General features: G+C 69.6%; 28 protein-coding genes, 2 tRNA genes and 1 other RNA gene. 18 read left to right on the top strand and 13 right to left on the bottom strand.

Translation table 11 applies throughout. The features are described 5' to 3' along the window. Positions 1 to 2 precede the first annotated feature (2 nt). Positions 3 to 809: a hypothetical protein gene (locus tag BLR95_RS13580; protein ID WP_092621234.1), complete on the top strand. Its 807-nt coding sequence runs from the start codon at positions 3 to 5 to the stop codon at positions 807 to 809. Beyond that, positions 809 to 1777, top strand: coding sequence for a discoidin domain-containing protein (locus BLR95_RS13575; protein ID WP_092621231.1), 969 nt, complete (start codon positions 809 to 811; stop codon positions 1775 to 1777). The genes BLR95_RS13580 and BLR95_RS13575 overlap by 1 nt, the downstream gene beginning before the upstream one ends. Positions 1778 to 1872: 95 nt before the next feature. On the opposite strand, the gene BLR95_RS13570 is transcribed toward BLR95_RS13575, so the two are convergent. Next, entirely contained in the window at positions 1873 to 2373 is a 501-nt protein-coding gene (locus BLR95_RS13570) for a hypothetical protein (RefSeq protein ID WP_092621228.1), read from the bottom strand. A 164-nt stretch (positions 2374 to 2537) separates the two neighbouring features. Here BLR95_RS13570 and BLR95_RS16340 point away from each other — a divergent pair, with 164 nt between their 5' ends. Both BLR95_RS16340 and BLR95_RS13560 read left to right on the top strand, forming a co-directional pair. After that, positions 2538 to 2777 carry a Com family DNA-binding transcriptional regulator gene (locus tag BLR95_RS16340; RefSeq protein ID WP_218119566.1) on the top strand — a complete coding sequence of 80 codons (240 nt, stop codon included), beginning with the start codon at positions 2538 to 2540 and terminating at the stop codon, positions 2775 to 2777. After that, positions 2716 to 3471, top strand: a complete 756-nt coding sequence (locus tag BLR95_RS13560; RefSeq protein ID WP_218119565.1) for a Mom family adenine methylcarbamoylation protein — start codon at positions 2716 to 2718, stop codon at positions 3469 to 3471. Before BLR95_RS16340 ends, BLR95_RS13560 begins: the two co-directional genes overlap by 62 nt. A gap of 164 nt (positions 3472 to 3635) precedes the next feature. Here the strand turns inward: BLR95_RS13560 and BLR95_RS13555 are convergent. The 3 genes from BLR95_RS13555 to BLR95_RS13545 form a co-directional block, all read right to left on the bottom strand. Next, a tRNA-Arg gene (locus BLR95_RS13555) sits at positions 3636 to 3712 on the bottom strand. 120 nt (positions 3713 to 3832) lie between these two features. After that, positions 3833 to 4132 carry an ETC complex I subunit gene (locus BLR95_RS13550; RefSeq protein ID WP_092621225.1) on the bottom strand — a complete coding sequence of 100 codons (300 nt, stop codon included), beginning with the start codon at positions 4130 to 4132 and terminating at the stop codon, positions 3833 to 3835. A 56-nt stretch (positions 4133 to 4188) separates the two neighbouring features. Further along, positions 4189 to 4265, bottom strand: a tRNA-Pro gene (locus BLR95_RS13545). A 196-nt stretch (positions 4266 to 4461) separates the two neighbouring features. Between BLR95_RS13545 and BLR95_RS13540 the strand changes: the two genes are divergently transcribed. Continuing rightward, positions 4462 to 4890, top strand: a complete 429-nt coding sequence (locus BLR95_RS13540) for a bacteriohemerythrin (RefSeq protein ID WP_092621222.1) — start codon at positions 4462 to 4464, stop codon at positions 4888 to 4890. Positions 4891 to 5030: 140 nt separating this feature from the next. Here the strand turns inward: BLR95_RS13540 and BLR95_RS13535 are convergent, their stop codons facing one another. Beyond that, entirely contained in the window at positions 5031 to 5729 is a 699-nt protein-coding gene (locus BLR95_RS13535) for a Crp/Fnr family transcriptional regulator (RefSeq protein ID WP_092621219.1), read from the bottom strand. Positions 5730 to 5745: 16 nt separating this feature from the next. Next, on the bottom strand, positions 5746 to 6732 hold the full coding sequence (locus BLR95_RS13530) for an acetyl-CoA carboxylase carboxyltransferase subunit alpha (protein ID WP_092621216.1): 987 nt from the start codon (positions 6730 to 6732) through the stop codon (positions 5746 to 5748). 303 nt (positions 6733 to 7035) lie between these two features. On the opposite strand from BLR95_RS13530, the gene BLR95_RS13525 reads away from it, so the two are divergent. After that, positions 7036 to 7479, top strand: a complete 444-nt coding sequence (locus BLR95_RS13525; RefSeq protein WP_092621213.1) for a helix-turn-helix domain-containing protein — start codon at positions 7036 to 7038, stop codon at positions 7477 to 7479. 279 nt (positions 7480 to 7758) lie between these two features. Here BLR95_RS13525 and BLR95_RS13520 read toward each other — a convergent pair whose 3' ends face one another. Genes BLR95_RS13520 through metC form a run of 3 tightly spaced genes read right to left on the bottom strand, consistent with a single transcriptional unit; the run spans position 7759 to position 10500 of the window. Beyond that, the gene (locus BLR95_RS13520; RefSeq protein ID WP_092621210.1) at positions 7759 to 8850 is read right to left on the bottom strand and encodes a CobW family GTP-binding protein; all 1092 of its coding nucleotides are present in this window, start codon (positions 8848 to 8850) and stop codon (positions 7759 to 7761) included. Next, positions 8847 to 9269: a phosphoribosyl-AMP cyclohydrolase gene (gene hisI, locus BLR95_RS13515; protein ID WP_092621207.1), complete on the bottom strand. Its 423-nt coding sequence runs from the start codon at positions 9267 to 9269 to the stop codon at positions 8847 to 8849. The genes BLR95_RS13520 and hisI overlap by 4 nt, the downstream gene beginning before the upstream one ends. Before the next feature lie 34 nt (positions 9270 to 9303). Next, positions 9304 to 10500, bottom strand: coding sequence for a cystathionine beta-lyase (gene metC, locus BLR95_RS13510; RefSeq protein WP_092621204.1), 1197 nt, complete (start codon positions 10498 to 10500; stop codon positions 9304 to 9306). A 235-nt stretch (positions 10501 to 10735) separates the two neighbouring features. On the opposite strand from metC, the gene BLR95_RS13505 reads away from it, so the two are divergent. Next, positions 10736 to 11008, top strand: a complete 273-nt coding sequence (locus BLR95_RS13505; RefSeq protein ID WP_245689540.1) for a hypothetical protein — start codon at positions 10736 to 10738, stop codon at positions 11006 to 11008. Between the two features lie 132 nt (positions 11009 to 11140). Here BLR95_RS13505 and thiE read toward each other — a convergent pair whose 3' ends face one another. Next, positions 11141 to 11791 carry a thiamine phosphate synthase gene (gene thiE / locus BLR95_RS13500; protein ID WP_092621325.1) on the bottom strand — a complete coding sequence of 217 codons (651 nt, stop codon included), beginning with the start codon at positions 11789 to 11791 and terminating at the stop codon, positions 11141 to 11143. A gap of 9 nt (positions 11792 to 11800) precedes the next feature. After that, the gene (locus BLR95_RS13495; protein ID WP_143131009.1) at positions 11801 to 12301 is read right to left on the bottom strand and encodes a hypothetical protein; all 501 of its coding nucleotides are present in this window, start codon (positions 12299 to 12301) and stop codon (positions 11801 to 11803) included. Between the two features lie 111 nt (positions 12302 to 12412). Here BLR95_RS13495 and BLR95_RS13490 point away from each other — a divergent pair, with 111 nt between their 5' ends. The 5 genes from BLR95_RS13490 (at position 12413) to BLR95_RS13470 (ending at position 14985) form a co-directional block, all read left to right on the top strand. Beyond that, positions 12413 to 12907, top strand: coding sequence for a hypothetical protein (locus tag BLR95_RS13490; RefSeq protein WP_092621199.1), 495 nt, complete (start codon positions 12413 to 12415; stop codon positions 12905 to 12907). A 45-nt stretch (positions 12908 to 12952) separates the two neighbouring features. After that, the gene (locus BLR95_RS13485) at positions 12953 to 13285 is read left to right on the top strand and encodes a cell division protein ZapA (RefSeq protein WP_092621197.1); all 333 of its coding nucleotides are present in this window, start codon (positions 12953 to 12955) and stop codon (positions 13283 to 13285) included. An 11-nt stretch (positions 13286 to 13296) separates the two neighbouring features. After that, positions 13297 to 13453, top strand: a non-coding RNA gene (gene ssrS, locus BLR95_RS13480) — 6S RNA. A gap of 66 nt (positions 13454 to 13519) precedes the next feature. Further along, entirely contained in the window at positions 13520 to 14167 is a 648-nt protein-coding gene (locus BLR95_RS13475) for a 5-formyltetrahydrofolate cyclo-ligase (RefSeq protein ID WP_092621322.1), read from the top strand. Next, complete coding sequence (locus BLR95_RS13470) at positions 14164 to 14985, top strand: TIGR00282 family metallophosphoesterase (RefSeq protein ID WP_092621194.1); 822 nt, start codon at positions 14164 to 14166, stop codon at positions 14983 to 14985. Before BLR95_RS13475 ends, BLR95_RS13470 begins: the two co-directional genes overlap by 4 nt. Positions 14986 to 15072: 87 nt before the next feature. Here BLR95_RS13470 and BLR95_RS13465 read toward each other — a convergent pair whose 3' ends face one another. Further along, entirely contained in the window at positions 15073 to 15975 is a 903-nt protein-coding gene (locus tag BLR95_RS13465; RefSeq protein ID WP_092621191.1) for an isocitrate lyase/PEP mutase family protein, read from the bottom strand. A gap of 346 nt (positions 15976 to 16321) precedes the next feature. On the opposite strand from BLR95_RS13465, the gene dusA reads away from it, so the two are divergent. Continuing rightward, positions 16322 to 17344 (top strand): tRNA dihydrouridine(20/20a) synthase DusA, encoded by a 1023-nt coding sequence (gene dusA / locus BLR95_RS13460; protein WP_245689538.1) that lies wholly within the window; start codon positions 16322 to 16324, stop codon positions 17342 to 17344. A gap of 12 nt (positions 17345 to 17356) precedes the next feature. On the opposite strand, the gene phnF is transcribed toward dusA, so the two are convergent. Then, positions 17357 to 18196, bottom strand: coding sequence for a phosphonate metabolism transcriptional regulator PhnF (gene phnF / locus BLR95_RS13455; protein WP_092621185.1), 840 nt, complete (start codon positions 18194 to 18196; stop codon positions 17357 to 17359). 241 nt (positions 18197 to 18437) lie between these two features. On the opposite strand from phnF, the gene phnG reads away from it, so the two are divergent. Genes phnG through phnK form a run of 5 tightly spaced genes read left to right on the top strand, consistent with a single transcriptional unit; the run spans position 18438 to position 22357 of the window. Then, positions 18438 to 18899, top strand: coding sequence for a phosphonate C-P lyase system protein PhnG (phnG, locus tag BLR95_RS13450; protein ID WP_092621182.1), 462 nt, complete (start codon positions 18438 to 18440; stop codon positions 18897 to 18899). Between the two features lie 2 nt (positions 18900 to 18901). Then, positions 18902 to 19501, top strand: a complete 600-nt coding sequence (gene phnH, locus BLR95_RS13445; protein ID WP_092621179.1) for a phosphonate C-P lyase system protein PhnH — start codon at positions 18902 to 18904, stop codon at positions 19499 to 19501. Between the two features lie 5 nt (positions 19502 to 19506). Then, positions 19507 to 20619, top strand: a complete 1113-nt coding sequence (locus tag BLR95_RS13440; protein WP_092621176.1) for a carbon-phosphorus lyase complex subunit — start codon at positions 19507 to 19509, stop codon at positions 20617 to 20619. Then, a complete protein-coding gene (locus tag BLR95_RS13435; protein WP_425438446.1) occupies positions 20616 to 21500 on the top strand; it encodes an alpha-D-ribose 1-methylphosphonate 5-phosphate C-P-lyase PhnJ in 885 nt (294 codons plus the stop codon). Before BLR95_RS13440 ends, BLR95_RS13435 begins: the two co-directional genes overlap by 4 nt. Next, a complete protein-coding gene (phnK, locus tag BLR95_RS13430) occupies positions 21497 to 22357 on the top strand; it encodes a phosphonate C-P lyase system protein PhnK (RefSeq protein ID WP_092621173.1) in 861 nt (286 codons plus the stop codon). The genes BLR95_RS13435 and phnK overlap by 4 nt, the downstream gene beginning before the upstream one ends. Positions 22358 to 22367 lie beyond the last annotated feature (10 nt).

Raw genomic sequence — 22367 nt, 5'->3', positions numbered from 1 at the left:
TCATGGGCAACATCGTGCAGTCCGAGATCGCCGCCAACCAGAGCAACAAGGCGACCACCGCCAACGATGCCCTGGCCGAGATCGACGCCGGCATGACCGAGCTGCTGGAAATCGATCTGTCGACCGCCGACGCAACCCTGACGGCGGCCCAGTATCGAGGGGCCTTCACCGTCAAGACGACCGGCAACGACGGCACCTATCACCTGGCCCTGCCGGCCCAGAAACGGGCCTGCGGCGTTTACAACGGCGGCACCGGCGATTTGAACGTGACGGTCGGCGCAACGACGGTCACCATCCCGGCGGCCACCGGCTATCACCTGTACACCGACGGCACGACCGATGGCCTGATTTCGCTGGGTGGCGGTGGCGGCGAAAGTGACTTCATCGGCCTGACCGACACCCCGACCGATTACACGAACGCGGCGGGTCGGGCGGTGATGGTCAACAGCACCGGCAATGCCCTCGAATTCGCGACCGTGGTGGAGCAGGTCGGCGGCTGGTTCGACGGCGCTCCGAGTGCCAGCCAGACCGTCTTCCGGGTCGCCCTGACCGACGCCACGGACCTGCCGGCCGATCTGGCCGGGAGCGTGTTCCGGGCCGGCACCGCACCGTCCGGTGGCGACGACGTCTATGACGTACAGGTCGCCGGGGCCTCCATCGGTTCGGTCACCTTCGCGGACGGCGCCACCTCGGGCACGGCCAGCGTGACCGCCACCGCTTGCGCCGCCGGCGACGTGGTCGCACTGATCGCCCCGACCACCCTTTACGGCTCGGCCGATCTGACCGTCACCATCAAGGGAACCCTGTGATGAGCGGGCAGCTGACCCACTTTCGTCGGCGGCCAACAGTCGCTGTCGTCGCCCCCGGGCACCACGCCTATTGGGCCGTGCGGATCGACGCCACCGACGGCGACAGCACGGCCGCCGTGGCCGAGGTCGATCTGAGGGCGGGCCCCTATTCCCCCAACCTGTGCTCGGGCGGCACGGCCATTTCCTCCGGCAATTACAGCGCCAGCTATGTGGCCGCCAACGCCTTCGATCACACCCCCATGGTGCCGACCATCTGGGCCTCGCCCGCCGGTCAGGGGGTGGGGTCCTGGATCGGCTACCACTTCGCCGCCCCCGTGGATATCCGGGCGGTCGGGCTGAGGACCCGGGATGACCACTACGACCAGATGCCGGCCGGGTTCACCGTGATCCACTCCGACGACGGCGTGACCTGGACCGAGGCGTGGAGCATCACCAGCGGCGCCACCGACTGGGAAGACCGCGAGTTTCGGCTGTTCGTCGACCCCGCCTACACCCCTCCGGACCACACCGACAGCCCCTGGGGAGCGCGACGGTACTGGCGCCTGTTCGTGCGGGATACGGCCGGCAGCGGCGGTCGCGTTGCCCTGGCCGAGATCGAGCTGCGGGGGGAGAGCGGGGGAGCCGATCTTACCGGCTCGGGCACGGCCAGCGCCTACAGCTATTACTCCAGCTACACCCCGGACCTGGCGTTTGACGACGACGTCGCCGGAACTTCCATGTGGGTATCGGACGAGAACCGCCTGGGCTGGATCCAGTACGACTTCGGGGCCGGGACCGAGGCGGCAGTGGAGGAAGTTGCCCTCACCGCCCGCGACAGCAGCACCTACGCACCCAACCAGTCGCCCCGAGACTTCGATGTGCTGTGCTCCGACGACGGCGCGACCTGGACCGTGGCGTGGCAGATCACCGGCGAAACCGGCTGGAGCGCGGGCGAAACCCGGGCCTTCCTCGACCCGGCGCTGGGGTGAGCATGGGGGTGATCAGAAACATACCGATTGACAGCGCCTTCCGCCGCCTTCCCCTCGCCCAGGACATTGCCGGGAACCGCGTCTCGGGCGAACCGTCAGGCTGGGCCGGTCAGGCTGAAAAGCGTCCAGCCACCCCACAGCACACCGGCGACCAGACACAGGACCGCAACCTTGTCCAACTGGCGCGCCCCCCATTCAAACGCCAGCGCCGGCAGGTAACCCTGCCCGTTTGGAACCGCCGCCACCAAACCGCAACGCTGCTGATGCGCCCGCCAAATCAGAAGCAGTTGGCGCAGGAACAATGCCGCCAAGCCGGCGCAGAAAAGAACAACCAGACTGAACAGCTCGACCCGAGGCGCGCCGTTGCCCAGAGATTGGGACCCAAACAGGGCCAAGGCGGCGATGGCACCGGAGGCATTGCCGCGCATGGTCAGGCGGCGGGTGGCATCCCACTCCTCGTTGACCTTGATGCTGCCTCTTTCCCTGGCCGCTTCGAACTCGTCATCGATGGAGAAGTCTGGTTCTTCGGGTCCAAACTGATCGTATCGAACCGGCTGACACAAGGTTTTAAACCATTCCCGAAACCCTTTGATCATGCCGGCATGGTTCCCCGAAGTTTTCCGCTCGCCCGCCCCGAAAAGGAGCGGGGGTCGGGGTGTTGGAGCACCCCGAACCGGCCGGATAGCCGCCGGCCACTTAGGACGGGCCAAACCCCGGCCCGCCGGTCGCCCCGCCGCCCGTCGACGGGCGGGGCCATGGTATGGGGATTCGCGCCGTGGAGTCGATCCGCTGCGCCAACTGCAACAAATTGTTGGCCCGGGCAGAGTTCGCCCGCCTGGAAATCAAGTGCCCGCGTTGCGGCACGGTCAATCATTTGCGGGCCCAGAGCCCCTCGCCCGAACGCCACCGAGCGTCCTCGTCACCAAGGAACGACGCTCATGGCCTCGCGCCCGCTTCATCACCCGCCCCTTCCCGGGCTGATCCGACGCCCGACCGGTGACCAACCGGGCTACATCCACGGCAGCCAGGCCCTCGCCGGGTTCGGCTGCCGGGACTTCTACATTGCCACCATCCCGCGCCGGCAGGCGGTGGAGATCATCACCCAAAACCACTACTCCGGCCGTGCGGTGAACAACGCCTACGTCCACCTCGGGGTCTTCCTCGAGGGCAGTTTGGTCGGGGTGCTGCAATTCGGCTACTCGATGAACCCCAAGCACGCCGGCAAGGTGGTCGCCAACACCGGCATCACCGAGCACCTTGAGCTGAACCGCATGTGGCTGGACGACCGCGCCCCGCGCAACAGCGAAAGCCGGGCGCTGTCGTTCGCCATCAAGTTCATCCGGCGGGCCTGCCCGGCGGTGCGGTGGATTCAATCCTTTGCCGACGAGCGGTGCGGCCGGCTGGGCGTGGTCTACCAGGCGGCCAACTTCCTGTACCTGGGCAGCCATCTGACGCGGTTCTACGACCTGGACGGCGAGACCTACCATCCGATGCTGCTGACCGCCCACAAGAAGGGCGGCCGACGTGGTGCGCACCTGCGCGCCAACCTGGATCGGGCCCAGCCTCGCCGGCTGCGCCAATACAGGTACATCTACTTTGTGAAGAAGTCCGCGCGACGGGACCTGAAGATGCTGCCCAAACCCTACCCGAAGGCGTCTGAGGGCCCGTCAGGGATGACCATCAGCCGGGAATGACTGACGCCAATTTCCGCCGCGCGAGGTGTGCCAAATCACCACCGATCTGCGCCAAATCAGCCGCCGCGCTACAATACCTCCAAGGACCAGGCGTATTCTTAGATCCAACCAATTCTCGTCTCCTTCTTCCCCCCTTCCCCATAGGCATAAATCCCAATAGAAACTGGCGCGCCCTGCAGGATTCGAACCTGCGACCGACGGCTTAGAAGGCCGTTGCTCTATCCAGCTGAGCTAAGGGCGCCCAAAAGGTGCACAAGCGGTGCGCAAGGCGATGACGGGAAACCGGGAGCCCCCGAAAAAGGCCCCCAACCGGGCAACGGCGGCGTGGTCGGGCCGGCCCAGCGGGGCAAGCCCACCTTGGTCAGCCCACCTTGTTGAAGGCGAAGTTGTCGGCGTAGGGGCGTGGCTTGGCGGTGCTGCCCTGGGGGGGCATGATCTCCACCGCCAGACCGTGCTTCTTGGCGTAGGCCAGGGCGGCCTCGCGGGTGGCGAATCTGAGGCGCACCTGACCCAGGGTGTCGACCGAGCCGACCCAGCCCATCAGCGGGTCGTGATAGCGCGGCGTGGTCGGCTCGAACTCCATCACCCAGTCGCGGGTCTTGGCGCGGCCCGACTGCATGGCGGTCTTGGCCGGACGGAACAACCTGACGGTGCGGGCCATGCGCGAACTCCCTCGAACAACGGAACAAGGGGGCCGCTTCCGGGGGGCGGGCCGGATGGTCGGGGCGAGAGGATTCGAACCTCCGGCATCCTGCTCCCAAAGCAGGCACTCTACCAGGCTGAGCTACGCCCCGAGGCGCCCCGGAAGGGGACCCAAGATAATGGGGGCTCAAGATAAGGCGCGTCACCACCGCAAGGCAAGCCCGGGAAAGAGCCCCCGGCCTGGTTCGCTGCTATCCCTTGGCCGCGGCGGGTGCCGGGGTGTAAGCTGCTGCGATGATGGCGCCGTCACAGCCGTAACCCCTTCCCTTTTCGACGCGAACCCGGGCGATGAGTTTCCTCACCTGGCATCAGGGGTTGTCGGTCGGCCATGCCGCCCTCGACTTCGACCACCAGACCCTGATCAACCTGATCAACCACCTGCACGAGACCCTGACCCGGGGAAGCGACGATCAGGTCATCGGCACCACCATCGCCGCCCTGGAGCACTACGTGGAGGCCCACTTCGCCCGCGAGGAAGCGATAATGGCCGACGCCGGCTATCCGGATCTGGAGCAGCACCGCCGGGTGCACGACGAGATCCGCCGCGTGGTCGCCGACATCGCCGACCTGCACGCCCGCGCCCCGCGTGACCTCAATCACGCCGAGGTGCTGCGCTTCCTGAAGATCTGGCTGCTCAGCCACATCCAGAAGGCCGACATGCGCTATGCGCCCTATCTGGCGGCGAGCGACGGCGACAGCCCCGACAGTTCCGGTTGACGGCCTTAGAGCCGAGAGCGAAAAATCGGAACCACTTGGTGGTTAACGATTTTTTGCTCAAATCGGCTCTACATCTAAGATCGAGAGCAGATCGTGCGAAATCTGAAGCGCTCCGCGATTCACATTTCGCACGATCTGCTCTAGGCCCCACCCTGGGCGGCCAGCCGGCGCAGGGCGGCGGGGTCGAGCAGTTCGATGCGGCCACGCCCCAGGGCGACCCAGCCACGGCGCTCGAACTCCTTGAGCTGGCGGCTGATCACCTCGCGCGCCGTGCCCAGCTCGCTGGCCAGGTCCTGATGGGTGGTCTTCAGGCTGGAGGCCGCCGCCGCCTCGGCCAGCCCCCGGGTCAGGGCCTGGGCAAGGCGCACGTCGAGGCGCCCGAAGGCAACGTCCTCGACCAGTTCGAGAAGATCGGACAGGCGCGCCGCGAAGGCACCGAAGACACAGGCCCGGAAGGGCGCCGAGCCGGCCAGCAGGGCCTGGAAGGTCCCGTCCGACAGCATCACCCCCTCGATCTCGGTCTCGGCGATGCCCTCGGCATCATAGTCGGCGCCGGTCAGCAGGCAGGCGGTGGTCAGCACGCAGGTCTGCCCGGCCTCGACCCGATAGAGCACGATCTCGCGGCCGCTTTCGCCCACCTTCTGGACCCGCACGCTGCCGGCCAGCACCATCAGGTAGCCCTGGCACGGGCTGCCCATGCCGAACAGCCGGCTGCCGGCCGGCAGGCGGACCAGCGTGCCGGCCGTTTCCAGACGGTGGCGGGCGGCGGCGTCGATCCCCTGAAGGCTGGGAAAGCCGGCAATCAGACGGTCGATGGAGACGGCGGCGCCGGCGGGCATGACAGGATCGGGGACGTCAGGCGGCGACCCGGCCCATGGCCAGGAACTTGTCGCGCCGTTCGGCCCTCAGCACACCGGCCTCGCGGTCGAGCAGGGGCTTGAGGTTCTCCTCGATGGCCAGACCCAGGTTGGCGATGGCTTCGTCCGGGGTGCGGTGGGCGCCGCCCAGGGGCTCTGGCACCACGGCGTCGATGACGCCCAGCTTCAATAGGTCCTGGGCGGTCAGGCGCAACGCCTCGGCGGCCTGCTGGGCGGCCTCGCCGCTGCGCCACAGGATGCCGGCGCAGCCCTCGGGCGAGATCACCGAATAGATGGCGTGCTCGAACATCAGCACCCGGTTGGCGGCGGCCAGGGCGATGGCGCCGCCCGAGCCCCCCTCGCCGATCACCGCCGTGACCAGCGGCACGCGGATGTCGAGGCAGGTCTCGATGGCGCGGGCGATGGCCTCGGCCTGGCCGCGCTCCTCGGCCTCGACCCCGGGATAGGCGCCAGCGGTGTCAACCAGGGTGATGACTGGCACCCCGAAGCGCTCGGCCAGCCGCATCAGGCGGATCGCCTTGCGGTAGCCTTCCGGCTTGGCCATGCCGAAGTTGTGGGTCAGCCGGGTGTCGGTGTCGCGGCCCTTCTCGTGCGCCATGACCATCACCGTGCGCCCGTTGAAGCGCCCCAGGCCGCCGACAATGGCGCGGTCCTCGGCAAAGGCGCGGTCGCCGGCCAGCGGGGTGAAATCCTCGACCAGCCCGTGGATGACGTCCAGGCCATGCGGCCGCAGCGGATGGCGGGCGACCTGGGTCTTCTGCCACGGGGTCAGCTTGGCATAGGTCGCCTTGAGCTGCTTTTGCACCTTCTCGCGCAGGCGGGCGATGTCGTCCGCCAGATCGATTTCCCCGGCCGCCTCGTCGCCATCCCGGACCTTGACGCCGTTGCCGTCGTGCAGGTGGCGCAACTCTTCGATCTTGCCTTCCAGTTCGGCGATCGGCTTTTCGAACTCAAGGAACTGCATGGTCTTCCGTCTTGGAAATGCGAGGGAAAGCGAAGGGATGGGCAAAAGCCGCGACTCCGCCGCCGGAGCGGCCGGCCGGGCGCGTTTCGCTGCTTAGCACAGTCGCCGGGCTGGTGCGATGCAAAATGACGCCGGGCAAAAGGACACCGCCCCTGGTCGCTCTGACCCATGCGGGACAGCCCGGCATATACCCTCTTGAGGTGTTATTAAATCTTGAAGACAGCATATGCGGTCGGTGCTACCTTCGCCAGGAGGTAGATGACACCCCCCAGAAACGGTCAGCAGGCGAACGGGACCCGCACCATGGCGCAGATCTCCGACACCAACGAGCCGATCGATGTGGATGCCCAGGTCGGGCGACGGATCAGGGTCCGGCGCCAGATTCTTGGGCTGTCACAGGCCCAACTGGCCTCGGCAATCGGGGTCAGCTTCCAGCAGATCCAGAAGTACGAGAAAGGCACCAACCGCATCAGCGCCTCGCGCCTGTACGACGTGGCGCGCGTGCTCAGCGTCTCGGTCAGCTTCTTCTTCGAGGCCATCGACGACCCGGCACCCGGCCAGACCGGCCCGCAGGGCGCCGACCTGCTGCTGGGCGACCCCATGCGGCGGACCGAAACGCTGGAAGTGATGCGCTGTTACTGGAACCTGCCCAGCGCCGCCGCCCGGGCCTCGTTCCTCGGCCTGCTGCGCAGCCTGGACCGCCAGCGCGGCCATGAGGGGACAACCGGCGGCCCGGGCAAGGGCTGACCGGGCAAAAGCTGGCCAGGACACGCCCCCACCCGCCACCCACAAGACAAAAAAAGCCCCGTCAGGGCGGGGTGGTCCTGACGGGGCAGAGATTTGGCTTCCAAGAGAGGGAGACTGAGTTAAGGGATTGCCTCAGTCACCTGCGATAATACCCTACCAACCAAGTATGTCAATGGATTTTCGCACAACGGTCACGAAACGGCCTTTGGCGGCGATCAGAAACCGACCGATTACGGACTTTTCAGGCAAAAACAGTCGCCGTGGAAGGGTCTTACCCCCTCACCCCACCTCGGCCGGCTGCCCGAGGACGCTTTCCAGCACCCCCTTCACCGCCGCCGGCCCGAGGTCGCGGGTGATGAAGACGATTCGACTGCGGCGCGGCACATCGGATGGCCAGGCGTTCAGGCGCACCGGGGGATGAAAGATATGCTGCACGCCATGGATGGCGACCGGCGCATCTTCGTCATCCACCGCCAGCAGGCCCTTCACGCGCAGCAGGTTGGCGCCCTGGGTGGCGAGCAGCAGGTCCATCCCGGCGGCCAGGGCCGGCCAGGCCAGCGGCCGCTCGAACGACAGCACGAAGCTGCGCACCCGGTCATCGTGACGGTTGGGATCGTGATGATGGTGGTGGTGATGGTGGTCGTGGTCGTGGTGATGGCCGTGGTGGGCCTCGATGGCCTCGGCGCGCAGCCAGTCGGCCACATCGGGGGTCTTGCGGTCGGGGCGGAACAGCCCGCAGTCGAGCACCGCGGCCGGCTCGACCTGGCCGTTCAAGGCGAGGATCGGCGCCACCCCCGGATTGATGCCCTCCAGTCGCCGCCGGGCCCGGGCCAGGGTCTCGGCGTCGACCAGATCGCTCTTGGTGAGCAGCAGGCGGTCGGCGACGGCGATCTGCTTGACCGCCTCCGGATAGGCGTCCAGCGTCGCCTCCAGGGTGGCCGCGTCGACGGTGGTCACCACGCCGTCCAGGCGGTAGCGGCTGCCGATCAGCGGATCGCTGATCAGGGTGTGCAGGATGGGCGCCGGATCGGCCAGCCCGGTGGTTTCGATGACCACCCGGGTGAACTCGGGCACCGCCATGCGCACGCGGCGGCTGAACAGGTCGCGCAGGGCGCGCACCAGATCGCCGCGCACCGTGCAGCACAGACAGCCGGCGTTGAGCATGACCACCTCGTCGTCGATCTTCTCGACCAGCAGATGGTCCAGGCCGACGGCGCCGAACTCGTTGATCAGCACCGCCGTTTCGGCCATGCCGGGGTGGCCCAGCAGGTGGTTGAGCAGGGTCGTCTTGCCGCTGCCCAGAAAGCCGGTGAGCAGGGTCACCGGCAGGGCCTGGGCGGCCTCGGCGGCGAGATCGCGTTCCTCGCTCATCGGCCGCCGCCATAGAGGGTTTCGGGGTCCACCTCGGGCTCGGTCAGCGCCGTCGGCACACCGTCGCGCAGGGCGGTGTAGAAGCAACTGCGCCGCCCGGTGTGGCAGGCCACCCCCACCTGATCGACCAGGGCGAGCAGGGTGTCGCCGTCGCAGTCCAGCCGCAGGTCGACCAGATGCTGCACCTGGCCCGAGCTTTCGCCCTTGCGCCACAGCCCCCGGCGCGAGCGCGAGTAGTAGCAGACCCGGCCGCTGGCCAGGGTTTCGGCGATTGCCTCGCGGGTCATCCAGGCCATCATCAGCACCTCGCCGCTGTCGTGCTGTTGGGCGATGGCGGGAACCAGCCCGTCCCCGGTGAAGGCGACCTCGGCCAGGAAGCGCTCGATGGCCTCGGGCGGCGGCGGAAGGTAGGCGTTCATGGGAATGTCCTCATGCGAACAGAAGCAAGACGGCTCAGCCGGCCAGACAGGCCAGACCCTGCTCCAGGTCGGCGATCAGGTCGGCCGGGTCCTCGAGGCCGGCATGCAGGCGCAGGGTCGGCCCCTCGGCCTGCCACGGCCGGACGGTACGCACGATCGAGCCGCCATAGGTGGGAATGGCGAGGCTCTCATAGCCGCCCCACGAGAAGCCCAGGCCGAACAGGGTCAGGCGGTCCAGCATGGCGTCCGCCTTGGCCTCGTCGACCGCCTTCAGGACCACCCCAAACAGCCCGCAAGCGCCGCTGAAGTCGCGTTTCCACAGGGCGTGCCCGGGGTCGGAGGGCAGCGCCGGATGAAGCACCCGGGCCACCTCCGGGCGCCCCTCAAGCCACTCGGCCAGGGCGAGGCCGGTCTGATGGTGGCGGGCCAGCCGCACGCTCAAGGTGCGCAGGCCGCGCAGGGCCAGATAGGCCTCGTCGGAGCCCACCGAATAGCCGAACAGGGCCACCGTTTCCTTGATTCGCCGGCCCAGCGCCTCGTCGGCGGTGGTGATGGTCCCGAGCATGGCGTCGGAATGGCCGACGATGTACTTGGTGCCGGCCTGGATGGAGATGTCGGCCCCCTTCTCGAAGGGCTTGAAGTAGAGCGGCGTGCCCCAGGTGTTGTCGATCGCCACCTTGACCCCGCGCTCCCGCGCCACCTCGGCCAGGGCCGGCAGGTCCTGCATCTCGAAGGTCAGCGAGCCGGGCAGCTCGGTGAACAGCAGGCGGGTCTCGGGGCGGATCAGGGCGGCCAACTCATCGGGCGTGATGTCGGGCGCGTAGTAGGTGGTCTCGACCCCGAAGCCGGCCAGCACCTTGTCGCAGAAGCTGCGGGTCGGGAAGTAGACGCTGTCCACCATCAGCAGATGGTCGCCCGCCTTGAGCACGGCCAGCAGGGTCCCGGCGATGGCCGACAGGCCCGAGCAGGTGGCGGTGCAGCGCACCCCGCCCTCCAGCCTGGCCACCGTCTCCTCCAGGGCGAACACGGTCGGCGTGCCGTAGCGGCCATAGACCATGTGGTCGCCGGCCATCTTGTCCTTGCCGCGCAGGGTGGCGACATCGGGCGAAAGCACGGTGGAGACATGGTAGACGGGCGGGTTGACCGCCCCCAGAGTGGCCTCTGGCGGGCGTCCGGCGTGGGCCAGCACGGTCTCGGGACGCCAGCGGGGGTCGGAGTCGGAGTGGGTCACGGCATCGCATCCTGGTAGTGGCAAGGATATGGGGCGGGCCGGCGACCCGCCGCGTCAGGGTTGGGATAGCCCTCGACCGGGGGGCCTGTCCAACCCTGTTTGGGCTGCGGGTATTGCCTCTTCACGCCTCATGTTGCATTGCAGCAGAAACCAAAATCTGCTATCACCTGCCCTGCGGTCGACCCCAACAGCACCCGGCCGCCTGTTGCCCCGAGGCATCCCAGGGAGGGCTTTCGTGCCGACCCCCACCTCTTATCATGCGTTCAACCTGTTCACCCTGACCATGGAATCCCGCCACGGCGGGAACTGGCGGCGCGACCTGTCGGCCGATGACATCGCCCGGCTGGCCGAGGAAGTGGCCAGCGGCTTTGGCGGCGAGGTCATCGACCCCGGCCAAGGCAGCGAGGCGGTGCCGACCATGTGGCGCTTCCCCGACGACTCCGAGGTGCGCACCGGCCGCTTCGGCCTGAAGGTCGAGGAATCCGCCGCCGCCCATTCGGCCGCCTGAGCCGGGCGGCCAGTCGGCCAATCGGACCGCCCTCCCGACCGGACCAAGGGGAAGGAGCCGCCATCGCGGCTTCGGCCTGCCGTGCCCGTGCGCCCACGCCCTGCCCCACCCCACGGGGCGCGGCGGCGTGGATCAGCGCGGCGTGGCGGCAATCAGGTCGTTGAAGGCCTTGACCGCCGCCCGGGGTCCCTCGGGATGGCCCCACACCCCGTTGCTGACCGCAAGGAAGTCCGCCCCGGCGGCGATCAGCGGGGCGGCGTTGTCCACCGTGATGCCGCCGATGGCCACCGAGGGCAGCACTGTCATGGCGCTCCACCAGGCCAGCAGATCGGGCTCGGCGTGGGTCGGGGCGTCCTTGGTGGCGGTCGGAAAAAAGGCGCCGAAAGCCACGTAGTCGGCCCCCGCCTCGCCGGCCAGCAGGGCGAGATGCCGCGAATCGTGGCAGGTCACGCCGACGATGGCCTCCGCCCCGACCAGCCGCCGGGCCTGGGCGCAGGGCGTGTCGTCCTGCCCCACATGCACCCCGTCGCAGCCGGTCTCGGCCGCCAGATCGGGGCGATCATTGAGGATCACCGCCACCTCGCGGTCCTGGGCCAGGGGGCGCAGGCGGTCCACCGCCCGGCGCACGGTGTCGTCGTCGGCCTCCTTCAGGCGGATTTGCAGGCAGGCCACGTCGCCACCGTCCAGCGCCTCGGTCAACTGTTCGGCAAAGCCGTCCAGGTCGTCGAGACGCGGCGGGGTGATCAGATAAAGGCGGCAGGGGGGAGAGTCGCTGTCGGTCATGCGACCCATCTAGCGGCTGGGCGGCCCCCTGTCCATGCCGATAAAGCGGGCCAGGGCGCGGCGCGCCGCCGCCGCATCGTCCGGCAGGTCGAGCCACGGCGGCACCAGCTCCACCACCTCGGCGCCCAGGGTGGCGGCCAGGGCGGCCAGACGGGGGCGGGCCGGCCCGGCGTCGAGCGCCACCCCCTTCGCCCCCAGGCGCAGCGCGGCCAGGGCCAGCCCCGGATCGGGCCCGCAATCGACGACCAGCCGGGGCATGGCGCACCCTGGGTGCGCCGCAAGATGAGCGCCCCCCGGGTGCGCCTCAAGGTGGGCGGCCACGGTGGCGGCCAGCCAGCCGGGCCCGGCCCAGGCGGCATGGCCGGGCGCCGTCGCCACCACGGGTGGCCCACCGTGGGTGGCGGAAAAGTGCCCGCCCATTTCCAGAATCAGGGCGACCTGGGCCGGCGCCCACACCCGGATCACACCGGGCAGCGAACGAATGGCTGGTGGGTCAAGGGTCTGTGGCATGGCGGCCACGCCGGGCGGTTTGTCGAGTCGGGGCGATCTTTCTGGCGTTGACCAATCAGGCAGTCAAGGGGCATAGTCTAAAGCGTCGCTCAAATAACCCTTGGTAATTCCTTGAAAGACATATCGATATACCGCCTGAAGCGGATCGAAACCGGGATCGAGGAGTTGGCCGGCGCGGTGGCCCGCCTGGAAGGCGCGGAACGCGCCGGGCGCGCCGCCCGCTTGGTGCCCGCCCCGGCCTCGGTCGCCTCCGGCTCCCGGCCGGAGGCCGACCTGACGGTGCTGGCGGCCGAGAACGCCACCCTCAAGGCCGATCTGGAAGACGCCCGGGAAACCATCGCCGGCCTGGAAGAGGCCCTGGCCGCGGCACGCACCCTGGGCGACGAGGCCGGGCAGCGGCTGGCCGACGCCCCGCCCCCACAGGCCGATCCGTCGGAGTCCGACTCCTCGGCCTCGGCGGCGCTGACCGAGGCACGCCAGGAAAACGACCGGCTGCGCCAGGACAACGAGGACCTGCGCCACGCCGTGAGCACCGCCGAGGCACGGCTCGACGCCGCGCTGGACCGGCTGAAAGGCCTGCTGGCCCCCTCGGCGGCGGCGCTCTGACGCACCAGACACACCCCGGGTAATGAACGCCAAGGAATCACCGGCATGGGACAGGTCACGGTCAGCATCAACAGCCGCAAGTACACGGTGGCCTGCGACGACGGCCAGGAAGCGCAACTGGTCCGCCTGGGCCGCTACATGGACCAGCGGGCCCGCGAGTTGACCGCCGCCGTCGGCCCGATCAGCGAGAACCTGCTTCTGGTCATGGTCGGCCTGCTGCTGGCCGACGAGCTTTCCGATGTCCAGGGCGAGTTGGAAGACCTGCGCGGCGAGGGCGGCGGCAAGGCGCGCGAGGAAGCCGAGGAACGGGTGGTCCAGGCCCTGGCTTTTCTGAAAAGCCGAATCGATGCGGTTGTCGATGCCCGCCCGGTGGCCTAAATTGGCAGCAAGCGATGCTGCCCGGTACGTCAGGCAGGACGACTCCCGGGGGCTTTCTACCAGAATGGGAGCTGTCCCTGCCGGGGCCCTGGCCCCGGTATCACGGCGCCCACCTAGTCCCATGGCCCATGTGGAGGTCATGATGCCAACGGCCAGGGCGGCATCGCGCCCCTCGCCTGCCCTCCCCTTGCCCGCCCCCGCCACAAGGGCCGCGCCATCCGCAAGGGGCAGGCCATGAAGACGCCCCCCGAACCGGCACGGGCCCCGGCCACCGAAAGCCAGGGCGAATCCCTGGCCCAGATCAAGCGCCGCCTGCGCAGCGAAGCCCAGGGCCGCCGCCGCCGCCTCGCCGCCGAGGCCGCGCCCCGGGTCGGCGAGCATTTGCGCGACGTCTTCGCCGCCACCCTGCCGGTGATCAAGGACTGTACGGTCGCCGCCTACTGGCCGATCGGCGACGAGATGGACGTCCTGCCGCTGACCGAATACCTGCGCTCGCGCGGCTGCACCATCGGCCTGCCCGCCGTCGAGCGCCCCGGCCAACCGCTGACCTTCCGCCGCTGGTGGGCCCCGGCCCGGCTGATCGAGGGGCCCTACGGCACCCGCCACCCGGAGCCCGACGCCCCGACCCTCACCCCCGACTGGCTGCTGGTTCCCCTGCTCGCCTTCGACCGCGACGGGTGGCGCCTGGGCTACGGTGGCGGCTACTATGACCGCTCGCTGGCCGGACTGCGCGCCAAAAGCCCCGTCCGGACCATCGGCATCGCCTACGCCGGACAGGAGATTTCCCGGGTGCCCCACGACCACCTCGACCAGCCACTGGACCTGATCGCCACCGAACGCCACGTCATTGTTGCCGGCGCGGGGGGGCGGTCCGGGCAATGAGGATTCTGTATCTGGGAGACGTGGTCGGCCGCTCCGGCCGCGATGTGGTGGCCGGTCGCCTGCCCCGCCTGCGCCGCGAACTGAAGCTGGATTTCGTGATCTGCTGCGGCGAGAACGCGGCCCATGGCTTCGGCATCACGCCGCGCATCTGCGACGATTTCTTCAATGTCGGGGTGGATGTGCTGACCACCGGCAACCACGCCTGGGACCAGCGCGAGATCATCCCCCATTTCGCCAAGGAATCCCGCCTGCTGCGCCCGATCAACTTTCCGCCCGGGGCGCCCGGGGCGGGGCTCGGCGTGTTTTCCGACGCCCGCGGCCGGCAGGTGCTGGTGGTCCAGGTGATGGGCCGGCTGTTCATGGACGCCCTGGACTGCCCCTTCCGCACCCTGGATCAGGTCATCCGCCCCTACCGCCTGGGCGGCAACGTGGCGGCCATCGTGGTCGATTTCCACGCCGAGGCGACCAGCGAGAAGCAGGCCCTGGCCATGGCCTACGACGGCCGGGTGTCGGCCGTGGTCTGCGGCCACACCCACGTGCCCAGCGCCGACGCCCGGGTGCTGCCCAAGGGCACCGCCTTCCAGACCGACGCCGGCATGTGCGGCGACTACACCTCGGTCATCGGCATGAAGGCGCCGGCCGCCATCGACCGCTTCGTGCGCAAGGGACCGGGCGAGCGGCTGTCGCCGGCCGATGGTCCGGGCTGCCTGTGCGGCCTGCTCATCGAGACCGACGACGCCACCGGCAAGGCGCGCCGGGTGGCGCCTTTGCGCATGGGCGCCGGGCTGGCCGAGACCGGGCTGCCCCACTGGCACTGATCAAATTCGAACCGGCCGAATTTGAACCGGCCGAATTTGAACTGGCCGAATCTGAACTGGCCGAACTGGCGCGAACCGGCGTCGCGCTCAGTCGCCGCCGCCGGCGACGCGTGCCTTGGTCAGCATGGACTCTTCCCAGTCGCGCAGCTCGGGCAGGCCGATCAGGCTGTTGAAGGCGCTGAAGTCGAGCATCCGGTCGGCCATGGCGGCGGCGGTGCCGTGCTCGGCCAGGCTGCCATAAAGCTGCCGGAAAGCGTGGGCGGCGGCGTAGGTGGCGGCCACCGGATAGGCGACGAAGGCGTACCCCAGGTCCTGCAAACGGGCCGGCGGCAGGATCGGGGTCAGCCCGCCTTCCACCTGGTTGGCCATCAGGGGGACCGGTATCTCCGCCGTGATGCGCGCCATCTGGGCCTCGTCGCGCGGTGCCTCCACGAACACCGCGTCGGCCCCCAGGGCGGCGAAGGCCCGGCCGCGGGCGATGGCGGCGTCCAGCCCCTCGACGGCCAGGGCATCGGTGCGGGCCATGATGACAAAGTCGGGATCGCGCCGCGCCTCCAGGGCGGCGGCCAGCTTGGCCAGCATGGTCTGAAGATCCACCACCGCCTTGCCGGCCATGTGGCCGCAACGCTTGGGGAACACCTGATCCTCGATGAACATGCCGGCCAACCCGGCCTGTTCGTAGGCGCGCACGGTGCGCGCCGTGTTTGTCGGGTTGCCGAAGCCGGTGTCGCCGTCGCCGAACAGCGGAATGTCGATGGCCTGGGTCAGCCGCCCGTAGTGGGCGGCCATCTCGGTCATGGTGAGTTGCGAGGTGTCGGGCCGCCCGAGCAGGGCGGCGCTGCTGGCGTAACCGCCGGCGGTCAGGGCCTTGAAGCCGGCCTGCTCAGCGATGCGGGCGGCCAGGGCATCGTGCACCCCGGGCATGACCAGGATCTCGGGCGCCTCGATCAGCTGGCGCAGGCGGGTGGTGGGTTTGGTCGTGGTTCTCATGAAAGCAGGTCCGACAGGTGGGGCGGAAAGCGCCCACCATGCCCCGCCCCCCGGCGGCCGGGCAAGCCCCGCCCGGCCAGCCGTCCGCCGGTCAGCCGATCAGGGCGGCGCCGACCACTCCCCAGGCGGCGATGACGGCGAACAGCCCTCCCAGGGCCAGACCTTCGGCGAGCATGCGGGAATCGAAGTGGGTCATTTCGGGCCTCCTCACGGGATCGGATCAGTGATATTCTTCAAATGTTCTCCTTGAAGCCAAGGTAGAACGATAAGAGAACATCCGTCAAGCCCTTTCCCACCCCTGTCGCCCCTCTTGCGCCGCTGCCCGGCTTTGGTCATGGTCCGCGCCATGACCGCACCCGCCACCGCCCCGCTGGACCGCCGCCTCTCCGTTGCGCCGATGATGGAATGGACGGACCGCCACTGCCGCATGTTCCTGCGCCAGTTGACCCGTCACACCCTGCTCTATTCGGAGATGATCCCCCTCGGCGCCCTGCTGCACGGCGACGCCGAGCGCTTCCTCGCCTTCTCCCCCGAGGAACGGCCGCTGGCCCTGCAGGTCGGCGGCAGCGATCCGGCCGGGCTGGCCGAGGCGGCGCGGATGGCCGAGGTGGCCGGCTATGACGAGATCAACCTCAACGTCGGCTGCCCGTCGGACCGCGTCGCCTCGGGGCGCTTCGGGGCCTGCCTGATGGCCGAGCCGGCCCTGGTCGCCGAGTGTCTGGCGGCGATGACCGAGGCCACCCGCCTGCCGGTGACCATCAAGCACCGCCTGGGCATCGACCATCTGGACAGCGACCCGCTGCTGCACGGCTTCATCGAGACGGTGCAGCGGGGCTCGGGCTGCCGGGTCTTCGTGGTGCACGCCCGCAAGGCCTGGCTGAGCGGCCTGAGCCCCAAGGAGAACCGCGAAATCCCGCCCCTTCAGTACGCGCGGGTGCGGGCCGTGAAGGCGGCCTTTCCCGACCTTGAGGTGATCCTGAACGGCGGCGTCGAAACGGTGGCCCAGGCCGCCGGCCTGCTCGCCCCCGATCCGGCGGGGCGGCTGGACGGGGTGATGATCGGCCGCGCCGCCTACCAGACCCCGTGGACCCTGGCCCAGGCCGACCGCCTGATCTTCGGCCAGGACACCCCGCCGCCAAGCCGCCACGGGGCCATCCGCGCCCTTCTCCCCTACGTCGAGGAGCAGTGCGCCCAGGGGGTGCCGGTGAAGGCCATCACCCGCCACCTGATGGGCCTGTTCCACGGCCGACCGGGCGGCCGGCGCTGGCGGCGCTTCCTTTCCGAGGCGCCGCATGAACCGGGCGCCGGGCCCGAGGTGCTGACCCAGGCCCTGACCCTGGTGCCCGAGGCCGAGTCGCTGTCGGCCTGAGCCGGCGCACCTTCAGCTGTCGAAGACAATCTGCACCCAGTCGCTGGCCCAGCGCGAGACGGAGACATGGACCGGCCGGTCGGTCGGGTCGACGTCCACCCCCTCGGTGACCAGCAGCGGCCGGTTGCGCGGCTGGCTGAGGATGTCGGCCTCGCCGGGGCTGGGCATGCGGGCGAACACCCGGGTGGTGCGCCGCCGGTAGTCGGGCACGCCGACCCGCTTCAGGGCCTCGGTGACCGAGCCGACTTCCTCCAGCACCACCTGGATGCCGTTGAAGCGGGCCCGGGAGAAATAGATGTCACCCAGGCTGATCACCCGCCCCTCGGCGTGGCTGACATAGTTGACGTGCAGCACCGGCGCCCCGACCTTCAACTCCAGGCCGCTGGCCAGGGCGGCATCGGCGGCGATCTCGCGCCAGCCCCGGAACTCGCGGGTCGCCCGCCAACCGCGCCGGTTGAGGTTCTCGGAATAGCGGGTGCGGGCCCCGACGTGATAGTCGAGCACCGGCTCGTGGACGAAGGTGCCCCGGCCCTGCTCGACGCGGATCAGTCCCTCGTCCTCCAGCCCGGCCATGGCCCGGCGCACGGTGTGCCGGTTGACCCCGAAGCGGCTGGCCAGTTCAAGCTCGGTGGGCAGGCGCTGGCCGGGCGCCACCTTTCCCTCGCTGATGACCTGGCCCAGCGCCGACTGGATCTGCCGCCACAGCGCCACCCCGGCCCCGCGGCCACGGTTGAAGGCGGTTGAATCAGGCAACGATTCCAACACGGCAGCCACCTCTTCCGGACTTTGCCCGGGCAGATCGGAATTGCCGCCGGCGACACGGGCCAGCGAGCGCACGTTGGGTTTGACCATCGGGGGACCTTCTCAACCTTCGCGACTGACGACAGCAGACCCCGACACGTTGGCGGCATCAACGACCAACGTCAAAGGTATGGGCCCACAAAGCCACAAAAGCTTCACCAGTCGATTGTTGCCCCCCGGCAATGCCCTTCTTATAGTCGGAAGAGAGATAGACGTCTAGATGAATAAAGGGTGTGATCCACCCTTCCATCGAGCCGGCCGAACACAAGCCCCCACCAAGCTCAAGGTCCCGATGTCCGACCAGCCCCCCCCCGACTCCACCCCCCGCCAGCGCTGGATGGCGGCCCTGGCGCGTGCCCCACGGCGCCGTCTGGCCGAGGCGGTGGCCGCCCTTGACCCACTGCCCGAGCACACCGTGCTGCGCCCGCCCGAAGTGGGGCTGGGGCTGGTGCGCGGCCGCATGGGCGGCGACGGCCGGCCGTTCAATCTGGGCGAAATGACCCTGACCCGCTGCACCGTGCGGACCAGCGCCGGCCACCTGGGGCACGCCACCATCGCCGGCCGCGACCGCGCCAAGGCCGAGCTGGCCGCCCTGCTCGACGCCCTGCTCCAGGAGCCGGCCCGCCAGCCGGCCCTGCTGAGCGGATTGATCGCCCCCCTGATCGCCGAACAGGCCGCCGCCCGGACAGCCTGTCAGGCCGACACCGCGACCACCCGGGTCGACTTCTTCACCATGGTCCGGGGAGACGAATAGCAATGACCGCCGCCGCCCACCTGCTGCCCGGGTTCGCCGACCCGGTGACCGATTCCCAGGCCGTCTTCCGCGCCACGCTGGAAGCCCTGAGCCGCCCCGGCACGGTGCTCGAGGTGCCGGCCGCGCTGGCGCCGCCGGCGCCGCTGTCGCCGGCCGCCGGGGCCGTGCTGCTGACCCTGGCCGATCTCGACACGCCGCTGTGGCTGGCCCCGGGAAGCGGCAGCGAGGCGGTCATCGAATGGCTGGCCTTCCATTGCGGCTGCCCGCGCGTCGCCGACCCGGGCCACGCCGCCCTGGCCGTCGCCGCCCGGCCGGGCGGCACCCTGGCGCTGGACATCTTCACCCCCGGCTCGCCGACCCGCCCGGAGGGCTCGACCACCCTGCTGCTGGAGGTCGACGATCTGGCCGGCGGACCGCCGCTGACCCTCGCCGGCCCCGGCATCGACGGCACGGCGCGGCTGGCCCCGGCCGGGTTGCCCGAGGGCTTCGCCGAGTCCTGGCGGGCCAACCGGGCGCTGTTCCCGCAGGGCATCGACGTCATCCTCACGGCCGGGCGGCATCTGGCCGGCCTGCCCCGCACCACCACCCTCAAGGAGGGCTGAGACCCATGTACGTGGCGGTCAAGGGCGGCGAAAAAGCCATCGACAACGCCCATCGGCTGATGGGCCAGACCCGGCGCGGCGACCCCGCCGTGGCGCCGCTGACCCTTCAGCAGATCGAGCAACAGATGCCGCTGGCCGTGGCCCGGGTGATGACCGAGGGCTCGCTGTACGACCCCGAGTTGGCCGCCCTGGCCATCAAGCAGGCGGCGGGCGATCTCATCGAGGCCATCTTCCTGCTCCGGGCCTACCGCACCACCCTGCCCCGGCTGGCCGAGACCCAGCCCCTGGAGACCACCCGGATGACGGTGAGCCGACGCATCTCGGCCACCTTCAAGGACCTGCCCGGGGGGCAGGTGCTGGGCCCCACCTTCGACTACAGCCACCGCCTGCTCGACTTCGCCCTGGCCGCCGAGGGTCCCGACACCCCGCCGCCAGCCGCGCCCGAGGGCTCGCCGCCCGAGGTGGCGGACCAGCCCATGCCCCGGGTCCTCTCCCTGCTCGCCGACGAGGGGCTGATCCAGCGCGAGCCGCCGGGCGACCCCGAAGCCCGGGTCGGCGACATCACCCGCCAGCCGGTGGACTACCCGGCCGAGCGCGACGTGCGCCTGCAAAGCCTGGCCCGGGCCGACGAGGGCTGGCTGCTCGGGCTGGCCTATTCCAGCCAGCGCGGCTACGGCAACAGCCACCCCTTCGCCGGCGAGATCCGCCAGGGCACGGTGGCGGTGGAGATTGTCCCCGACGAGCTGGGCTTTGCCATCGAGATCGGCGACATCACGCTCAGCGAGTGCGAGATGATCAACCAGTTCAACGGCTCGAAGACCGAGCCGCCGCAGTTCACCCGGGGCTACGGGCTGGCCTTCGGGCTGGCCGAGCGCAAGGTGATGGCGATGGCCCTGGTCGACCGCTCGTTGCGCGCCGAGGAGTTGGGCGAGGACATCGCCGCCCCGGCCCAGGACCAGGAGTTCGTGCTCGCCCACGCCGACAACGTGGAGGCCTCGGGCTTCGTGCAGCACCTGAAACTGCCCCACTACGTGGATTTCCAGGGCGAGCTTGCGACCATCCGCGCGTTGCGCCGCGAACAGGCCGAGGCCGCCGCCGGCAAGGATGAAACCCCATGACCATGCCAGCACCCACGCGCGCTTCCACCCCGACCAGCGAAGGCTACAACTTCGCCTACCTGGACGAGCAGACCAAGCGCATGATCCGCCGCGCCATCCTCAAGGCGGTGGCCATCCCCGGCTATCAGGTCCCCTTCGCCGGGCGCGAGATGCCGCTGCCCTATGGCTGGGGGACCGGGGGCATCCAGGTGACCGCCGCGGTGATCGGCCCCAAGGACGTGCTGAAGGTGATCGACCAGGGGGCCGACGACACCACCAACGCGGTTTCCATCCGCCGCTTCTTCGCCCGCACCGCCGGGGTGGCGACCACCGAGGCGACCCGCGAGGCGACCCTGATCCAGACCCGCCACCGCATCCCCGAGTTGCCGCTGAACGAGCGCCAGATCCTGGTCTATCAGGTGCCCATCCCCGAGCCGCTGCGCTGGATGGAGCCGCGCGAGACGGAAACCAGAAAGATGCACGCCCTGGAGGAATACGGGGTGATGCACGTGAAGCTGTACGAGGACATCGCCCGCTTCGGCCGCATCGCCACCAGCTACAACTACCCGGTGCGGGTCGATGGGCGCTATCTGATGTCACCCTCGCCGACCCCCAAGTTCGACAATCCCAAGATGGACCGCATGGCCGCCCTCCAGTTGTTCGGGGCGGGGCGCGAGAAGCGCATCTACGCGGTGCCGCCCTACACCGAGGTGAAAAGCCTCGATTTCGACGACCATCCCTTCGAGGTGCAGTCGTGGGACCAGCCGTGCGCCCTGTGCGGGGCCACCGACAGCTACCTCGACGAGGTGATCACCGACGACCGGGGCGGGCGGATGTTCGTCTGCTCGGACACCGATCATTGCCGGCGCCGCCGGGACGCGCAGGAGGAGGCCGCCCAATGACCACCCCGGCCAGCCTGCCCGCCACCGGCCAAGCCACCGCCGAGCCCCCCCGCGCCCCCCTGCCCGCCGACCTGCCGGAAGACGGCCTGCTCGCCGTGCGCGACCTCACCGTGCGCTATGGCCGGCGCCTGGGCTGTGCCGAGGTCACCTTCGACCTGTGGCCGGGCGAGGTGCTGGGCATCGTCGGCGAAAGCGGCTCGGGCAAGACCACCCTGCTCAACGCCCTGACCGGGCGGGTCGCCATCGACGGCGGGCGGCGCCTCTACGCCGTCCCGGCCGACGACGGCGGCGGCTGGGTCGATCTCGACACCCTCTCCGAGCCCAAGCGCCGCCTGCTGATGCGCCGCGACTGGGGGATCGTCCACCAGCACCCGCGGGACGGCTTAAGGCTGGCCGTCTCCGCCGGGGCCAACATCGGCGAGCCGCTGATGGCCCTGGGAGCCCGCCACTACGGCGACATCCGCAGCCAGGCCCTGGGCTGGCTGGACAAGGTGGAGATCGCCCCGGAACGCATCGACGACCTGCCGCGCACCTTCTCCGGCGGCATGCAGCAACGCCTGCAGATCGCCCGCAATCTGGTCACCGGGCCGCGTCTGGTGTTCATGGACGAGCCGACCGGCGGCCTCGATGTCTCGGTGCAGGCCCGCCTGCTCGATCTGGTGCGCGGGCTGGTCGACGAGATGGGGCTGGCCGCCGTCATCGTCACCCACGACCTGGCGGTGGCCCGCCTTCTGGCCCACCGCCTGATGGTCATGAAGGAAGGCCGGGTGGTCGAAAGCGGCCTGACCGATCAGGTGCTGGACGACCCCCACCACCCCTACACCCAGCTTCTGGTCAGTTCGGTGTTGCAGGTTTAGGAGCCCACCC

This window comes from Roseospirillum parvum, from assembly GCF_900100455.1.
GTDB classification, from domain to species: Bacteria; Pseudomonadota; Alphaproteobacteria; order Rhodospirillales; family Rhodospirillaceae; genus Roseospirillum; species Roseospirillum parvum.
Note: the sequence above shows the minus strand (reverse complement) of the source record. Positions and strands in the feature narration are given on the sequence as shown.